Origin of the sequence: Streptomyces sp. NPDC059256, assembly GCF_042753785.1 — a bacterium.
GTDB lineage: Bacteria > Actinomycetota > Actinomycetes > Streptomycetales > Streptomycetaceae > Streptomyces.
On record NZ_JBHYZO010000017.1, the window covers coordinates 1 to 19843 of the forward strand.

Consider the following 19843-nt stretch of genomic DNA (forward strand, 5'->3'; position numbering starts at 1 on the left):
GGTGGTGTGATCAAGATGGTGATGGCGATGCGGCATGGTGTGGTGCCGCGTACGTTGCATGTGGATGAGCCGTCTCCGCATATCGACTGGTCGGCAGGAGCCGTCGAGCTGGCTACCGAGCCGGTGGAATGGGCCGAGGATCCAACCAGGCCCCGCCGAGCAGCGATCTCGTCCTTCGGCTTCAGCGGCACCAACGCACACGTCATTCTCGAAGAGCCGCAGTCGGCTGTGCCTCCCCGACAACAGCATGCTGGGCAGCCCGCTGGACAGTTGACATACCCTTGGGTCTTCTCGGCCAAGACCCCGGAAGCGCTGCGTGAACAGGCACATCGTGCCTTGTTGTTCGCTCGGGGTCAGCTGCAAGGAGCCGACGGACCTCGAATCGCCAAGGACATTGCGTACTCGCTGGCTACCACCCGAGCCGCACTGAGTCACCGTGCCGCCGTGTGTGGGACTGGCATACAAGAGGTTCTGGAGGGCTTGACTGCCCTCGCTCATGGTGAGCCCTCTGCCTCTGCCGTCAGCGCTCTTGCTTCGTCTGATGCCAGGCTGGCGTTTGTGTTTTCGGGGCAGGGGAGTCAGTGGTGGGGTATGGGGCGTGGGTTGTATGAGTCGTTCCCGGTGTTTGCGGATGTGTTTGATGCGGTGTGTGTTGAGTTGGATGGGCTGTTGGGGTGTTCGTTGCGGGAGGTGTTGTTTGAGGGTGATGGGTCGGGTCTCTCCGGTACGGGGTTGACTCAGCCTGCGTTGTTTGTGGTGGAGGTGGCGTTGTGTGGGTTGTTGGAGTCATGGGGTGTGGTTCCTGGTGTGGTGGCGGGTCATTCGGTGGGTGAGTTCGCTGCGGCTTATGTGGCAGGGGTGGTGTCGTTGGAGGATGCGTGCCGCTTGGTGGTAGCCCGTGGCCGGTTGATGGAGGACCTTCCGTCGGGTGGGGTGATGGTCGCCGTCGAAGCCTCCGAAGCCGATGTCCTCCCCCTCCTCACCGGCCTGGAGGACCAGGTCGGGATCGCCGCAATCAATAGCCCCACCTCGATCGTGCTCTCCGGCACCCACGACGCAGTCACCACAGTCGTGGAACAGCTAGGGGAGCGTCGCTCGAAGGCACTGACCGTCTCCCATGCCTTCCACTCACCCTTGATGGATCCGATGCTGGACGCCTTCCGCACGGTCGCCGAGAGCATCACCTTCCATGAGCCGAAGCTGCCGATCGTCTCCACGGTCACCGGACGCCAGATCACCGCAGGTGAGATGTCGAACCCCGAGTACTGGGTTCAGCACATCCGCCAACCCGTCCGCTACGCGGATGCGGTCCAGGCTCTGGCCGAGCAGGGCGTGAACGTCTTCCTCGAAGTCGGCCCCGGCGGAGTCCTGACCGGGTTGACCCAAACCAACCTCGACCACGCAACCGCCATCCCCACCCTCCGCCCGAACACCGCGGAAGACCTCTCCCTCACCACAGCCCTCGCCCACCTCCATGTCCACGGCACCCCGATCGACTGGCCCGCTCTCTACACCGGCCGCGGCGCCCAACTCGTCGACCTCCCCACCTACCCCTTCCAACGCGACCGCTACTGGCTCGAAGCCTCTCCCACGGCCGGGGACCTCACCGTCGCTGGAGTGGAGGACGCAGGCCACCCGTTCCTCGGCGCCGCAGTCTCCCTCGCCGACGGTGAAGGGCTTGTGCTAACGGGCCGAGTATCGCTCGCCACTCACCCCTGGCTCGCGGAGCACACCGTCATGGGCTCCGTGCTCCTTCCCGGCACTGCCCTGGTCGACCTCGCCCTGCATGCGGCACGTGAGCAGAGCATCGGCTGTGACCGGATGGACGACTTCACCCTGGAATCACCGATCGTCATTCCCGAGGATTCGGCGGTCCAACTGCAACTACGGGTGGCTGCACCGGGTGCAGACGGCGAGCGGGCCTTGAGAATTCACTCCCGTGCCCTGCCTGCGACGAGTGACGAACCCTGGACGAGTCATGCCCGTGGCACGATCTTGCCCCCCACCTCAGCCGCGACACCCCTCCCGGCTGGTGATCTGACCCCCTGGCCCCCACATGAAGCGAAGCCCATCGCAACCGAGTTCCTCTATGGGCAACTGACGGATCTGGGTCTGGACTACGGCCCCCTGTTCCGTGGGGTGAAGAGTGCATGGAGCCAAGCGGATGTTCTCTACGCCGAGGTGGAGTTGCCGGCCGGAGCCGACGTCTCGGGGTTCGGTGTTCACCCGGCACTGCTGGACGCCTCCCTGCATGTGATGGCGCTCGGCGATCAGCTCGGGGCGGTCAGCCCACCTGCTGAGCGGTCGGCCCGAGTTCCCTTTTCATGGAGCGGTGTCACCGCCCACCTGGCGCACCCCTCCACCAGCCGCTCACTACGCGTCCGTATCGCTCCGACCGGGCCGGACTCCGTGTCGCTGTTGGCTGCCGATGCGTCCGGACGACCCATTGTGTCCGTCGAATCCCTCGTTCTGCGTCCGATATCGACCGAACAGCTGGCTGTTGCCCGCAGTGGTCGATCACGGGACTCGATCTTCCGGCTGGAGTGGACGGAACTATCCCTCCCAGGAGGGGTGGATACGGCGGGGAGTGGGGCCGCCCGTGCCGCAAGTCGTGTCGTGACATTCGAATCGGCTCGCTCGACATCGTCTCCTGAAGCGGCGGGAGCGCATGCCCGTCGTGCCCTGGAACTCGTACAGGAGTGGTTGGAACCATCGTCTTCGGCAAGAGAGGAACAAGGGCGGCTCGTTCTGGTGACGAGGAACGCCGTTGCCGTCGATGCTCGTGACGCTGGCGGGCTCGATGTGGCACAGGCCACCGTGTGGGGCCTGCTCAGGTCCGTGCAGGCGGAACATCCGGAGCGCTTCGTCCTGGTGGACGTGGAGGGTACGCCCGACGACGGGCCCGGGGTGGTGACCGATAGCGGTCATGTGCACGACGATGACACCGCGGGGTTGGACCCCGAGGCAGTTCTTGAGCTGTTGGCCGCAGTTCCGGTCCACGAGCCACAGATCGCACTGCGCGGACAGCGCGCCTACGTACCGCGACTGACTCGCGCAGTGACCGATGCGCGACCTGCACACATCTCCGGGGACCTGAGGCTCGCCCCTGCCGGAACCGTCCTGGTGACCGGTGCGACCGGGGCACTCGGCCGGCTGATCACCCGTCATCTGGTCACTTCTCACGGTGTACGCCACCTGGTGTTGACCAGCCGTAGAGGCGCAGCCGCAACGGGGGCAGCTGCGTTGGAGGAGGAACTGGCGAGCCTGGGCGCCGAAGTGTCCACCGTGGCGTGTGACGTGTCCGACCGGGCCTCGCTCGCTGCGCTGATCGATGCCATTCCGAGCGACCACCCACTGACCGCGGTGATCCATGCAGCGGGAGTCCTCGACGATGCATTGGTGGGGTCGCTGACCGCCGAACGATTGGAGAGCGTCTTCGCCCCCAAGGTCGAGGCCGCGTTCCACCTCCACCAGCTCACCCGAGAGCTCAACCTGTCGGCCTTCGTCCTGTTCTCGTCGCTCGCCGCCACTTTCGGCAATGCGGGACAGGCGAACTACGCCGCCGCGAACGCCTATATGGATGCCCTGGCACAGCTCAGGGCGGCACAGGGCCTTCCGGCCGTATCACTGGCCTGGGGACCCTGGGCAGGAGGCGGCGCAGCCGACGGTTCGGGCATGGCGGGTGAGGCCGATCCTCAGGCGCTCGCGCGCATGGCCCGAGCCGGTGTGTCGCCGCTGTCCGCGGACGAGGGGCTCGCACTCTTCGACATGGTGACCGCCGCCGTCGTCGTCGCCACGGACAACACGGGCGCACCACAGAGCGAACTGAAGACCGCGCCGGAACCAGACCTGCCCGCCGTAGCGGCGGAGGGCGTGTACATCCCGGCCCGACTCAACCTCACCGCCCTCCGCAACAGGGCGGTCAATGGATCGCTCCCCGCGCTGCTGAGCGATCTGGTCCAGTTGCCCGGTGGCCGGCGCATTGCCGGCGCCCCGGCGCCGGCGGACCTCGCCGAGCGATTGGCAGGCGCCTCCGACGAGCAGCGCAGATCCACACTGCTGAGCGTCGTGCGGGCCGAGGTCGCGGCGGTCCTGGGACATGCATCGGTCGAGGCCGTCGGAGCCGCGCAGGCATTCAGGGACCTCGGGTTCGATTCACTGACCGCTGTTGAACTCCGCAACAGGCTCGGTACTGCCACCGGATTGCGCCTGCCGGCGAGCCTCCTCTTTGACCACCCCAACCCCCATGCTCTTGCCGAACACCTCGGTGCCGAACTACCGCGCACCTCAGCCGGCGGCACACCGGAGGCCACGACTCCGTCCCTGCTCGCCGAGATCGATCGGCTGGCGGCAGCACTCGACCTCTCTCCGTACGACAAGGGAACCCGCGCCACCGTCACCATGCGGCTGGAAGTCCTGCTCGCGAAGTGGCAGGACACGGGCCGGAGTACGGGAGCGAACGGCGAGGCCGCCACCGGCACGGCTGCAGAGGCCGATGCCGTACTAGAGGTACAAGCCGCCTCCGACGACGAACTCTTCGAGCTGCTCGACGACGAGCTCGGCACCCACTGATCGACAAGCACGAATTCCCCTGGCGTTGAGGAACAGAATTCAGATGACCACTGATGTGAACAAGCTCCGGGACTACCTCAAGCGTGCCACTGTCGATCTCCGCCATGCACGTCAGCGACTCCGCGAGGCCGAGAGCAAGAACCGTGAACCGATCGCCATCGTCGGGATGAGCTGCCGGTTCCCCGGCGGGGTGCGGTCGCCCGAGGACCTGTGGAGCCTGGTCGAATCCGGCGGCGACGCGATATCGGGCTTTCCCACCGACCGCGGCTGGGACCTCGACGCACTCTTCCACCCGGACCCGGAACACCCGGGAACCAGCTACACCCGAGAAGGTGGCTTCCTCCATGACGCCGCGGACTTCGACGCCGACTTCTTCGGCATCGGCCCCCGTGAGGCGCTCGCCATGGACCCGCAGCAGCGCCTCATCCTGGAAGCCTCCTGGGAGGCGGTCGAGAGGGCCGAGCTGGATCCCGCGGCTCTGAAGGGCAGTCGTACCGGAGTCTTCGCGGGAGTCATGTACCACGACTACGTCTCCCGGCTGCCCGTCATGCCCGAGGGCATCGAAGGCTATGTGAGCACCGGAAACACCGGCAGTGTCGTCTCCGGTCGCATCGCCTACACGCTCGGTCTCGAAGGGCCGGCGGTGACGATCGACACTGCCTGCTCCTCCTCCCTCGTCGCACTCCATCTCGCCGTCCAAGCACTGCGGCAGGGCGAATGCGACCTCGCACTCGCGGGGGGCGTGACGGTGATGGCGGGCCCCACGACGTTCGTCGAGTTCAGCCGCCAGCGCGGGTTGGCACCCGATGGACGGTGCCGAGCGTTCGCGGCCTCCGCGAACGGCACCGGTTGGTCCGAAGGCGTCGGAATGCTCCTGGTGGAGCGGTTGTCCGACGCCCACCGCCTCGGGCACCCGGTCCTGGCCGTGGTGCGTGGCTCGGCCGTCAACCAGGACGGCGCGAGCAACGGGCTGACCGCACCCAACGGCCCCTCCCAGGTGCGGGTCATCCACCAGGCCCTTGCCAATGCCAGGCTGGCCCCCGCCGATGTGGACGCCGTCGAAGCGCACGGTACGGGTACGTCGTTGGGCGACCCGATCGAAGCGCAGGCGCTGCTGGCCGCCTACGGCAAGGACCGCGACAGCGACCGTCCGCTGTGGCTCGGATCGGTCAAGTCCAACCTCGGACACACCCAGGCGGCGGCCGGCGTGGCCGGTGTGATCAAGATGGTGCAGGCACTGCGCCACGGAGTAGTGCCGAAGACCCTGCACATCGATTCCCCGACTCCGCACGTCGACTGGTCGGCCGGCGCCGTGCACCTGGCCACCGCCAACACTCCCTGGCCTGAGCAGGACAGACCACGCCGTGCGGCAGTGTCGGCGTTCGGTGTCAGCGGCACCAACGCCCATGTCGTCATCGAACAGCACGAGGTCATCGAAGAGCACGAGCCCCAACTCGCCGCCGAGCCCTCGTCCCGGCCTTCCGACGACCAGGACCGCACCACGGCCGGGGCGCAGGAGAGCGGGACCGTCCACACCGACGCCCCATCGCGCCACATCGTGGAGACGACCGAGGGCGGGCCCGACCAGGCCGGTCAGCAGGCGCTCATCCCCTGGCCGCTCTCCGGCAAGAGTGCGGCAGCGCTGGCGGAGCAAGCCGACCGACTCCGCTCCCATCTCGCCAAGGAAGGCGCGGAAGGGGCGGCATCAGGCCAGCCGCGCCCGAGCGACATCGGGTACTCACTCGCCACGACGCGCACCGACCTGGCCCACCGCGCCGTGCTGCTCGCCAACGACCGATCGGGCCTGGCGGCGGCCCTGGACGCGCTCGCCGACGGCACGGCCGCGCCCACGGGCACCCACGTGGTGCGCGGCATCGCCGACGACACCCGACAGGTCGCGTTCGTCTTCCCCGGACAAGGCTCCCAGTGGCCGCTGATGGCGCTCCAGCTGCTGGATGCCTCGTCGGTCTTCCGAAACAGGATCGCCGAGTGTGAGCAGGCCCTGGCTCCCCATGTCGACTGGTCGCTCACCGAGGTGTTACGAGGTGCACCGGGGGCGCCGGGCCTCGAACGGGTCGATGTCGTTCAGCCGGTGCTCTTCGCCGTGATGGTGTCGCTGGCCGAGGTGTGGCGCTCGTACGGTGTCCGTCCCTCAGCCGTTGCCGGACACAGTCAGGGAGAAATAGCAGCGGCCTGTGTCGTGGGAGCCCTCTCGATCGAGGACGCCGCGAAGGTGGTCGCCCTGCGCAGCCGAGCCCTGATCGCCCTCGCAGGCAAGGGCGGCATGCTGTCCGTCGGACTGTCGCTGGAGGACCTCACCCCACGGATGGAGGCTTGGGGAGAGCGGATCTCAATCGCAGCCGTCAACAGCCCCACGTCCATCGTCGTGTCGGGCGACCCCACCGCCCTGACGGAACTCAGGGACGCCCTGCACTCCGAAGACATCCGGGCGCGAATGATCGCCGTCGACTACGCCTCCCACTCCGCACACGTCGAAGAGGTACGCGAACGAGTGCTCACCGCGCTCGCGGACGTCGTTCCCCAACGGTGTGATGTGCCCTTCTACTCCACGGTCACCGGAACGCTGCTGACGACGGACGAACTGGACGCCGAGTACTGGTACCGCAGCCTGCGGCAGACCGTGCGCTTCGACGAAGTCACCCGTGCCCTGGTCCACGACGGACACACCGCACTCATCGAGGTCAGTGCCCACCCGGTGCTCACCATCGGTATGCAAGAGACCCTCGACGACCTCAACAGCACCGGCGTCGCCCTCGGCACCCTGCGCCGCAACGAAGGCGGCATGGACCGCATCGTGCAGTCGTTGGCCGAGGCCCATGCCCAGGGCGTTGCCCTCGACTGGCCCGCGGTCTTCGCCGAAGCCGTACCCCGCCGGGTCCAGCTGCCCACGTACGCCTTCCAGCGCCGGCGGTACTGGCTCGACGCGCCGCGCACCCCTGGTGACGCAGCCGGACTGGGACTGACGTCATTGGACCACCCACTGTTGGGCGCGGTCGTCGGTCTCGCCGATGCCGACGGTCTCCTGTTGACCGGCCGGCTCGCCACCCGAACTCATCCCTGGCTCGCCGACCATGTCGTGATGGGTACCGTCATCCTGCCCGGTGCGGCGTTCGTGGAACTCGCGATCCGCGCAGGGGACCACCTCGGCTGCGACCTCCTCACCGAACTGACCCTCCAGGCGCCGCTGATCGTCCCCGAACACGCCGGTGTCGTCGTACAGGTCTCGGTCGGCCAAGCCGGCGGCTTCGGCGAACGATCCCTCGCCATCCACTCGCGCGCCGAGGACACGGACCCCGACGGCACCTGGACCTGCCACGCCACCGGTGTGCTGATGCCCGATAACCCCGGCGCCACCACCGCGACCCTCACCCCGGACGGCACAGAAACGGACGTCTGGCCACCCACCGGTTCGACCCCCCTCGACCTCACGGACTTCTATGACCGTCTGGCCGAACACTCCTTCGGCTACGGCTCCGCATTCCAAGGGCTCCGCGCCGCCTGGCAGCGGGGGAACGAGGTGTTCGCCGATGTGTCCCTGCCGGCGGACCCTGACATCCAGAGCGACGCGGCCAGGTTCGGCCTCCACCCGGCACTCCTCGACGCGGCGCTCCACAGCGTCGGGTTCGGCCCCATCGGCGACATGGGCGCCGGACGGATCGCCTTCGCCTGGGAGAACGTACGCCTGTACGCCACCGGAGCAACCCGACTGCGAGTGCGCATCACCCCCGCGGGCAGCGATGCCGTGGCCGTGGTCGTTGCGGATGACATGGGTCGGACGGTCGCCGCCGTCGACACCCTCACCTTCCGTGAAGCACGTGAAGAACACTTGCGCGCCGCACTGGCCGAGCAACATCGGGCCCTCTACCGCACGGACTGGCACGGCACTCCATTCACGGACGCCGGTGTGAACACGATCGGGACATGTGCCCTCATCGGAGTCGCGGCGAACAGCCCGATCGACCGTGTAGCCGAGGGACTGCGCGGGAGTGGGGCGAGCCCGGACGTCCACCAAGACCTCGCGACCCTCGCCGACTCCATCTCTGCCGGCGCACTCGTGCCTGAAACGGTCATCGCCATCGCGCCGATGCTCGACGGGGGCTGCGCACGTCCGCTCGACAACATGGCCGGGAACGACACGCGCACCGATGCGGAAGTCGTACGAGAGACCACGAAGGACACCCTCGCCTTCATCCAGGACTGGCTCGGCGACCGACGATTCGCCGGCACTCGGTTGATCATGCTCACCCAAGGTGCAGTCGCCGTGCCCCGACCGGACGGCAAGACACCGGACACCCACCCCGAGCACGCTGCCATCTGGGGCCTGATCCGCTCGGCCCAGTCTGAGCAGCCGGGCCGCTTCGTCCTCGCGGACACCGATGGGCAGTCGGCGTCACTTCGCCACCTCCCCGATGCGATCGCAACCGACGAGCCCCAGTTCGCCCTTCGCGCGGGAACGATGTCCGTACCGAGGTTGGCACCAGTGACGATCGGCGCGCCCTCGACGTCCACCACTCCCGGTGAACTCAATCCGCACGGCACTGCACTGATCACCGGTGGTACAGGAGCCCTCGGCAGACTGCTTGCGGCACACCTCATCACCCACCACCACATACGCAACATCGTTCTGACCAGCCGCCGAGGTCCGGACGCCGAAGGCATGGACCAGCTCCTCGCCGAACTGTCCGCGCTCGACGACTCCGTGACCGTCACCATTGCGGCCTGCGACGCAGCCGACAGACGCTCCCTCGCCGCCCTCCTCGCTGCCCTCCCCGAAGACCGGCCCCTGACCGCAGTTGTCCATGCCGCCGCTGTCGTCGCAGGCGGCCTCATCCCCTCCCTCACCGGAGACGATCTCAACCTGGTCTTGCGACCCAAGGTCGATGCCGCCCTCAACCTCCATGAGCTCACCCGAGACATGGAACTCGCGGCCTTCGTCCTCTTCTCGTCCTTCGCCGGCACACTCGGCGGCGCCGGACAGGGCGCCTACGCTGCGGGCAACGCCTTCCTCGACTCGCTCGCCGAACACCGAAAAGCACACGGACTGCCTGCTACCTCCCTCGCCTGGGGAGTCTGGGACGCGCGGGGCGAACAGACCCGACTCAAGACCAGCGACCTGAACCGCATGACCCGAGCCGGACTCGTACCGCTTGACGCGAGCGAGGGCCTGCGCCTGTTCGACACCGCACTCGCCCTCGGCGACCCGGTCCTCGCACCGGTACACCTCGATCTGGCCGCACTGCGCGCCCGAGCCACATCAGGTCCAGTGCCTCCCCTCCTCCGCGGCTTGATCCGCACACCGTCCCGGCGCTCCGCCACCACATCGGCACTCACCGGCGCCCAAGGCGCACTCTCGGCAGAGCTGGCAGCACTAGCCGAGCTGCCCCCCGGCGAACGCACAGCGGCCATGGTCACACTCGTACGCGCTCAGGCAGCCGCTGTCCTCGGTCACGCGGCCCCCGACGCCATCGACCCTGAGCGGGCTTTCCGAGAGCTCGGCTTCGACTCCCTCGCCGCCATGGAACTCCGCAACCGGCTCGGCACTGTCGTCGGCGTCCGGTTGCCGGCCACTGTCGTCTTCGACCACCCAACTCCTTCCTCGCTCGCAGAGCACCTGCTTCGAGAGATCCCCGGGGCCGGCCCCAAGGCGGGCACTGCCGCACGTGCTGCTGAGCCTTCCCACCGCAGTACCGATGAGCCCATCGCGATCGTGGGCATGGGCTGCCGCTTCCCCGGTGATGTGTCCGGCCCTGAAGACCTCTGGCACCTGCTGGTCACGGAGACCGACGCCATCACCGGCCTTCCGACCGACCGCGGATGGGACCTGGACGCCCTCTACGACCCGGACCCGGCGAACCCTGGCACCAGCTACGTCCGTGAAGGCGGATTCCTGCACGGCGCTGCCCGGTTCGACCCCGACTTCTTCGGGATCTCGCCTCGTGAAGCCCTTGCCATGGACCCTCAGCAGCGACAACTCCTCGAAGTCAGCTGGGAGACCTTCGAGCGGGCAGGCATCGACCCTGCACAACTGCGGGGCAGCCGGACAGGTGTCTTCGCGGGAACCAACGGACAGGACTACGCGGCCGGGCTGACCGAGCAATCGGAAGACGCCCTAGAAGGCCATCTTTTGACTGCCAACTCGGCGTCGGTGGTCTCGGGGCGGTTGTCGTACACGTTTGGTCTTGAGGGGCCTGCGGTGACGGTGGATACGGCGTGTTCTTCGTCGTTGGTGGCGTTGCATCTCGCGGTTCAGTCGTTGCGGCAGGGCGAATGCGATCTGGCGCTTGCCGGTGGCGTCACCGTCATGTCCACCCCTGGCGCACTGATCGGCTTCAGCCGGCAGCGTGGCCTAGCCAAGGACGCCCGCTGCCGAGCCTTCGCCGCCTCGGCCGACGGCACGGGACTGTCCGAAGGTGTGGGGATGCTGTTGGTGGAGCGGTTGTCGGATGCTCGTCGGCAGGGGCATCCGGTACTTGCGGTGGTGCGGGGTTCGGCGGTGAATCAGGATGGTGCGTCGAATGGTCTTACCGCGCCGAATGGTCCTGCGCAGCAGCGGGTGATTCGCCAAGCGTTGGCGAATGCCGGTTTGGGTTCTGCTGATGTGGATGTGGTGGAGGCGCATGGTACGGGTACGTCGTTGGGTGATCCGATTGAGGCGCAGGCGTTGTTGGCGACCTATGGTCAGGATCGGCCGGCGGATCGTCCGTTGCTGCTTGGTTCGTTGAAGTCGAACATTGGTCATACGCAGGCGGCTGCGGGTGTGGGTGGTGTGATCAAGATGGTGATGGCGATGCGGCATGGTGTGGTGCCGCGTACGTTGCATGTGGATGAGCCGTCTCCGCATATCGACTGGTCGGCAGGAGCCGTCGAGCTGGCTACCGAGCCGGTGGAATGGGCAGCGGAAGGGCGGCCTCGTCGGGCAGGGGTTTCCTCGTTCGGGGTGAGCGGCACCAACGCCCACATCGTCATCGAACAAGCCCCGGTCGAGAATCGCACGACGCATGTGGATCCGCAGACGGACGCCGGTCCGGTCGTTCAGCCCTGGCTGGTATCAGCCAAGGACGAGAAGGGACTGCGAGCTCAGGCGGAACTCCTCCTGGCCCATGTCCAGAGCACCCCGGACCTTGATCTTGGTGACATCGCCCTCTCGCTGGCGACCACGCGCGCCTTCTTCCCCCACCGGGCAGCAGTCGTCGGCAGCGGGCGTGATGAATTGCTGCGCGGATTGTCCGCCCTGACCATGCCGGATCGTGAAGCCCACCAGGACCTGGTTTCCGGCATCGTGCTGCCCACCCTGAAGACGGCGTTTGTGTTTTCGGGGCAGGGGAGTCAGTGGTGGGGTATGGGGCGTGGGTTGTATGAGTTGTTCCCGGTGTTTGCGGATGTGTTTGATGCGGTGTGTGTCGGGTTGGATGGGTTGTTGGGGTGTTCGTTGCGGGAGGTGTTGTTTGAGGGTGATGGGTCGGGGTTGGCTGGTACGGGGTTGACGCAGCCTGCGTTGTTTGTGGTGGAGGTGGCGTTGTGTGGGTTGTTGGGGTCGTGGGGTGTGGTGCCTGGTGTGGTGGCGGGTCATTCGGTGGGTGAGTTCGCTGCGGCTTATGTGGCGGGTGTGGTGTCGTTGGAGGATGCGTGCCGGTTGGTGGTGGCTCGCGGCCGGTTGATGGAGGATCTTCCGTCGGGTGGGGTGATGGTCGCGGTCGAAGCCTCCGAAGCCGATGTCCTCCCGCTCCTGGCCGGCCTGGAGGACCGGGTGGGGATTGCGGCGGTCAATAGCCCCACTTCGATCGTGCTCTCCGGCACCCACGACGCAGTCACCGCGGTCGTGGAACAGTTGGGTGATCGTCGTTCGAAGGCGCTGACGGTCTCCCATGCTTTCCATTCGCCGTTGATGGTTCCGATGCTGGACGCCTTCCGTATGGTCGCGGAGAGTGTCACCTTCCATGAGCCGAAGCTGCCGATCGTCTCCACGGTCACCGGGCGCCTGATCACCGCAGGCGAGATATCGAACCCGAACTATTGGGTTCAGCACATTCGCCAGCCGGTCCGTTACGCGGATGCGGTCCAGGCTCTGGCTGAGCAGGGGGTGAATGTCTTCCTCGAAGTCGGCCCTGGCGGAGTGTTGAGCGGCTTGACCCAAACCAACCTCGACCAGGCAATCGCCATCCCGACCCTCCGCCCGAACACTGCGGAAGACCTCTCGCTCACCACAGCCCTCGCGCACCTCCATGTCCACGGCACCCCGATCGACTGGCCCGCCTTCTACACCGGCCGCGGCGCCCATCTCGTCGACCTCCCCACCTACCCCTTCCAACACCAGCACTACTGGGTATCGCCGATAGGGGCTCGCGAACCCGAAGTCGGGATGCATCCGTCAGATATGGAATTCTGGAATGCGGTGGAGAGCCAGGACCTTGCGGCGATGGCGGAACGGCTTGAGCTCCAGGTCGACGCCGACACGCCGTTCGGCACCGTACTCCCAGCACTCTCGCAGTGGCGCCGGCACCAGCGTGATCAGTCGACCATCGACGGCTGGCGATACCAAGTGTTCTGGAGGGCACTCACCAGCCAGGAATCCACAGCTCCAAGCGGGTCTTGGCTCCTGGTTCTGCCCGAGGAAGCCGAGCATGTCACCGCGACCGTCCACGGAATCTCCCAAGCGCTACAAGGCCACGGTGTCGACGTCGTACGACTCGCCGTCGCTGTTCAAGAAGACCGGCAGTCCCTCGCCGGCCGCATCCGGAAGTTGTTCGACGAAGGCCAGGCCCCCACGGGGGTGCTCTCCTTGCTGGCGCTGGACGAAGAACCGCACCCTGACCACCACGAACTACCCGCAGGGCTCGCCCTCACCACCGTACTGATTCAGGCGCTGGGCGATGCAGAGCTGGCGGCACCTCTGTGGTGCGCAACCAAGGGCGCAGTGGCGATTGGCTCCTCCGAGACGGTGAACAGCGCCCGACAATCCATGATCTGGGGGCTTGGGCGCGCCACGGCGTTGGAGTACCCCTTGCGCTGGGGCGGCCTGGTCGACCTGCCTGCGAAGCTGGACGACCGTGCAGCAAAGCGACTGCTGTCGATCCTTGGCACATCGCCGGGGGGCGAGGATCAGTTCGCTGTGCGGGCTTCTGGAGTGTTCGTACGTCGTCTACGCCGGGCTGTCGTCGCAAGCGGCTCCGCCGAGTCGGAGTGGCAGCCGCGCGGCACGGTTCTCATCACCGGCGGAACCGGTGCGCTGGGAGCACAGGTCGCACGCCATTGGGCCCGGGCCGGAGCGGAACACATCGTGCTCACCGGACGGCGCGGGGCGCAGGCTCCCGGGGCCGTGGAACTTGCCACGGAACTGGATGCCCTGGGCGCGACGGTGACCATTGCGGCCTGTGATGTATCGAACCGTGAGGCCGTAGCGGATCTACTTGCGTCACTGCCCGTCGAGCACCATCCCCTGACAGCGGTGGTGCACGCGGCCGGCGTTCCCCAGTTCGGTCCCACCGATTCCTTGAGCTGTGCCGATCTCGCGGCCGTGCTCTCCGCCAAGGTGGCTGGGGCGATCCATCTGGATGAGCTGCTGGGCGATCGAGAGCTGGATGCCTTCGTCCTGTTCTCTTCTGTCGCCGGGGTATGGGGCAGTGGTGGGCAGGCAGCGTACTCCGCCGCCAACAGTTTCCTTGACGGGCTCGCGGAACAGCGCCGGTCCCGAGGGCTGACCGCCACGGCGGTGGCATGGGGACCGTGGGCCGACGCGGGCATGGCGGGCGACGACGAGGCGGAGGCTCATCTTCGGCGCCGCGGCCTGCCTTCGATGTCGCCCGACTTGGCACTCCATGCCCTCCAGCGGACCCTGCAACTGAACGACACCGCCACCGTGGTGGCCGACATCGACTGGGACCGATTCGCTCCCGCTTTCACCGTGACCCGGTCCAGTGCGCTGCTCGCCGATCTGGCCGAGGCCCAAAGTGCGTTGACCGTGTCGGAAGGTTCTGCTGCCGGAGCGGTGGAGAACGGGGCAGAGACAGGGGGATCGCAACTCGCTCGACTCTCGCCTAGCGAACGACGCCGAACCCTCCTCGAACTCGTACGCACCGAGGTGGCCCGAGCGCTGGGACACGTCGGACCCGAAGGCGTGGCGTCGGACCGTGCATTCAAGGACCTGGGCTTCGATTCGCTGACCGGCATCGAACTCCGCAACAGACTGCAACATCTCACCGGTCTCTCTCTGTCGACCACACTGGTGTTTGACCAGCCCAACGCGGAAGCACTCGCCACCTTCCTCAGCTCCGAGCTCGCCAGCGGTGACACGGCCGGGAGCGGAGACCGGTCGAGTGAAGAAACATCGACGGCAGTTAGCCACACCTTCTCCGGATCGGTGGTCGGCAACGGCGAGCCGATGGCGATCGTGGCCATGAGCTGCCGCTTCCCTGGCGGCGCGAACTCTCCCGAGGAGCTGTGGCAGCTACTCGCGAACGGAGTCGATGCCGTATCTCGGTTCCCCACCGATCGTGGCTGGAATCTCGAAGCTCTGTACCACCCGGACCCCGAGCACGCCGGCACCACATACGTCGACGAGGGAGCCTTCCTCTACGACGCAGGCCGATTCGACTCCGGATTCTTCGGAATCTCCCCCCGCGAGGCGTTGGCGATGGATCCCCAGCAGCGGCTGCTGCTGGAGACCTCCTGGGAGGCCCTGGAGCGGGCACGGCTCGCGCCATCCTCCCTGCGCGGCTCACGAACGGGAGTCTTCATCGGCTCCGGCTACCAGGGGTACGGCGCGGGCCTGGCCGACCTGCCGGAAGGTGTTGAGGGACATCTGCTCACCGGCTCAAGCAGCAGCGTCATGTCAGGTCGGATCGCCTATTCGCTTGGCCTTGAGGGGCCTGCCGTCACGGTTGACACGGCCTGCTCGTCATCGCTGGTCGCCCTTCACCTAGCCGTTCAGTCGCTACGGCAGGGCGAGTGTGAACTGGCACTCGTCGGCGGCGCTGCAGTGATGTCCAGCCCGAACGCGTTCATCGAGTTCAGCCGCCAGCGGGGACTTGCGGCCGATGGCCGCTGCAAGCCGTTTGCTGCGGCTGCGGATGGTACGGGTTGGGGTGAGGGTGTGGGGATGTTGCTGGTGGAGCGGCTGTCGGATGCTCGTCGGCTCGGTCATCCGGTCCTCGCTGTGGTGCGGGGGAGTGCGGTGAACCAGGATGGTGCGTCTAACGGTCTCACCGCGCCCAGTGGGCCCGCGCAACAGCGGGTCATCGAACAGGCCCTGGCCTCAGCCGGTCTGTCAGCCTCCGACGTGGATGCGGTGGAGGCCCATGGCACGGGGACCGCACTGGGCGATCCGATCGAGGCTCGCGCTCTGCTGGCCACGTACGGCCGGGAACGGCCGGCAGACCGTCCCCTCCTTCTTGGCTCACTCAAGTCGAACATCGGACACACTCAAGCCGCCTCGGGCATCGCCGGCGTCATCAAGACCGTCCTGGCGCTTCAGAACGGCCTGCTTCCCAAGACCCTGCACGTGGACGAGCCGTCACCGCATGTGGACTGGTCGGAAGGAACGGTGCAATTACTCGCTGAGTCGGTTCCGTGGGAGGACAATGGTCGGCCTCGCCGGGCAGCGGTGTCTTCCTTCGGGGTGAGCGGCACCAACGCCCACACCATCATCGAGCAGGCACCGGCCTCCGCCGACGAACCGGCCGAACGGGAGAGCAGCGACGGTGAGCGCCACCATCTCTGGGTGGTCTCCGGTAGGGACGAGGTGGCATTGCGTGACAACGCACGCAATCTCGCCACCTTCGCGCGGAAGGCTCAGGGGATTGCTCCGATGGATGTCGCCCATTCCCTGGCTGAGTCGCGTACGGCTCTGGCACACCGAGCTGTTGTCTTGGGTCGGACCACAGCCGAACTGACCGCCGGTCTTGATGGGCTGGGCAGAGGAGAGCACTCCGCCGAGACCGTCAGCGGTCTTGCTTCGTCTGATGCCAGGCTGGCGTTTGTGTTTTCGGGGCAGGGGAGTCAGTGGTGGGGTATGGGGCGTGGGTTGTATGAGTCGTTTCCGGTGTTTGCGGATGTGTTTGATGCGGTGTGTGTTGAGTTGGATGGGTTGTTGGGGTGTTCGTTGCGGGAGGTGTTGTTTGAGGGTGATGGGTCGGGGTTGGCTGGTACGGGGTTGACGCAGCCTGCGTTGTTTGTGGTGGAGGTGGCGTTGTGTGGGTTGTTGGGGTCGTGGGGTGTGGTGCCTGGTGTGGTGGCGGGTCATTCGGTGGGTGAGTTCGCTGCCGCTTATGTGGCAGGGGTGGTGTCGTTGGAGGATGCGTGCCGGTTGGTGGTGGCTCGTGGCCGGTTGATGGAGGATCTTGCGTCGGGTGGGGTGATGGTCGCCGTTGAAGCTTCCGAGGCCGATGTCCTCCCCCTCCTGGCCGGCCTGGAAGATCAGGTGGGGATCGCCGCAATCAACAGCCCCACCTCGATCGTGCTCTCCGGCGTGGAGGATGCGGTCACCACGGTCGTGGAACAGCTAGGGGAGCGGCGCTCCAAGGCACTGACCGTCTCCCATGCCTTCCACTCGCCGTTGATGGATCCGATGCTGGACGCCTTCCGTTCGGTCGCGGAGAGTGTCACCTTCCACGAACCGAAGCTGCCGATCGTCTCCACGGTCACCGGACGCCCGATCACCACAGGCGAGATCTCGAACCCCGAGTACTGGGTTCAGCACATTCGCCAACCCGTCCGCTACGCGGATGCTGTCCAGGCGCTCGCTGAGCAGGGGGTGAATGTCTTCCTTGAAGTCGGCCCTGGCGGAGTGTTGACCGGGTTGATACAAACCAACCTCGACCACGCAACCGCCATCCCAACCCTACGAGCAGATGCCCGGAGCGAAGACGCTGCGCTGCTCGCAGCGGCGGCCCGCCTCCATGTGCGCGGGGTGGACCTCCACTGGCCGGCAGTCCTGGGACCGCACCGGATGCGGCGCATCGACCTGCCCACATACTCCTTCCAGCGAGCCCACTACTGGCTCGACGCAGGCAACACAAACGCCGTTGGTCCCCTCAACGCCGAAGATCCGGCCGAGTCGGAGTTCTGGGACACCGTTGAGAACGGACGGCCCGATGCCGTACCCGAATGGCTTGGGCTACAGCAAGGCGCATCGGTCGACTCGGTCTTCGACGCACTCGCGACCTGGCGGCGCGAGAACCGCACCCGCACTGCTCTGGACGGCTTGCGCTACCACACCGTGTGGGAGCCGAAAACCGATCTCTCATCCGCATCCCTCTCCGGTACCTGGGTGGTCGTGACACCCGAAGAGGAAGAAGCCGGACCCTACATCCGCATGCTGCGGAGCAGAGGCGCGCAACCTCTGTTGGTGACGGTCGCCGACCCTGGAGTCGATAGGGAATCACTGGCCGTGCTGCTCGGCAAAGCCATGGCCGGCCACGACGCATCTCTCCACAGCGGCCAAGAGCACGACATCACCGGTGTGTTGTCGCTGCTGGCGATCGACGACCGGGTACACCCGGACCAGCCGGGTCTACCGTCCAGTTTGACGTCCACCGTCGCGCTGATCCAGGCACTGACCGACATGACGATGAATGCTCCCCTGTGGTGTGTCACACGGGCTGCGGTCTCCGTCAGTTCCTCTGAGCCGCCACTACGGCCGCTCCAGGGGCTCCTATGGGGCCTGGGGCGGGCGGTTGCGTTGGAAACTCCGGAGCGTTGGGGCGGGCTGGTCGATCTGCCTGCCACACCGGATGACCGGGCACTCACCCGGCTCGCGGATGTCCTGGCCGCGGCCGATGCCGAGGACCAGCTCGCCGTACGTGGCGCGACCGTGCTGGTACGCAGACTGACCCGCTCACCCCGGACCAGCGGCCCCGTCACCCACAACGGGTGGAAGCCCCGCGGAACCGTCCTGATCACAGGGGGTACGGGTGCACTCGGTGGGCACGCCGCCAGATGGCTGGCCCGCGCCGGAGCTGACCATCTGGTCCTCACCAGCCGCCGCGGGGCACAGGCCGAAGGCGCAGCGGAACTAGCAGCAGAGCTGGCGGACATGGGTACCAGGGTCACCATCGTGGCTGGTGATGTGGCTGACAGGGCGGCGGTTGCCCGGCTCCTTGCCTCCCTCGCAGACGACGCGGCCCCCCTCACCGGGGTCGTACACGCGGCAGGGCTTCCCCAGCTGAACTCGATCACCGACACCAGCCTTGAGGAACTGGCCGCAGTGGTGACTGCGAAGGTCGCGGGGGCGACCCACCTGGATGAGTTGCTGGGAGATCGAGAACTGGATGCCTTCATCCTCTTCTCGTCCGTGTCCGGAGTGTGGGGCAGCGGCAAGCAGGCCGCGTACTCGGCGGGCAATGCCTTCCTCGACGCGCTGGCCCACGACCGTCGTGCCAGAGGGCTCGCCGCTACGGCCGTCGCCTGGGGACCATGGGCCGAGAGCGGAATGGCAGCCGACGGTGGCGCCGAGGAATACCTTCGACTCAGCGGACTGCCGTCGCTCTCGCCCGACCTCGCCGTATCGGCGCTACAACTTGCCATGGACCGAGACGAGACCGCGGTGGTGGTGGCCGATGTGGACTGGGAGCGGTTTGCTCCTTCGTTCACCATCGGCCGCCCGAGCCCCCTGCTCGCAGACCTTCCGGAAGCTCGCGCGGCGCTGGACGGCGACGGGGCCAACAGCGGAGGGAGCACCGTCGCCCAGCCCGGGCGAGACGCGGTCGAACTGGTACAGAAACTATCCGACCTCTCCGTTCAGGACCGGCACGACCTTTTGTTGGAGATCGTGCAGCGAGAGGCCGCCGCCGTGCTGGGCTACGCCCACACCGACGCCATCGAACCCGAGCGAGCATTTCGAGAGCTCGGCTTCGACTCGCTCACGGCAGTCGAGCTCCGCAACCGACTGGGTACCGCCACCGGCCTCAAGCTCCCCACCACCATGGTCTTCGACCACCCCACCCCGGACGCACTCACCGACCATCTGCGGAGTGAACTCTTCCCCGGCACGGCCACACCGGACTCGCCCGTCGACGCAGACAGCGGGGAAGAGGCCATTCGGCGGGCGCTCGCAACGATCCCGCTCGCACGGTTGCGAGAAGCGGAACTGATGGACGTTCTGTTGAAGCTCGCCGGCCCGGACCAGCAGGGCACGGCAGCGGATGACACAAACGATCACAACGACAGCCCGGAGTCCGATCAGTCGATCGCGACGATGGACGTCGATCACCTCATTGAACTCGCCCTTGGCGACAGCGACCTCTGACAGTGGCCC

General features: G+C 66.8%; 2 protein-coding genes. Both read left to right on the forward strand.

Features of this window, described 5'->3' with window-relative positions:
• Positions 1-27 precede the first annotated feature (27 nt).
• On the forward strand, positions 28-4572 hold the full coding sequence (locus ACFXJL_RS26870) for an SDR family NAD(P)-dependent oxidoreductase (RefSeq protein ID WP_384696636.1): 4545 nt from the start codon (positions 28-30) through the stop codon (positions 4570-4572).
• A gap of 43 nt (positions 4573-4615) precedes the next feature.
• Complete coding sequence (locus ACFXJL_RS26875; protein ID WP_384696514.1) at positions 4616-19834, forward strand: type I polyketide synthase; 15219 nt, start codon at positions 4616-4618, stop codon at positions 19832-19834.
• Positions 19835-19843 lie beyond the last annotated feature (9 nt).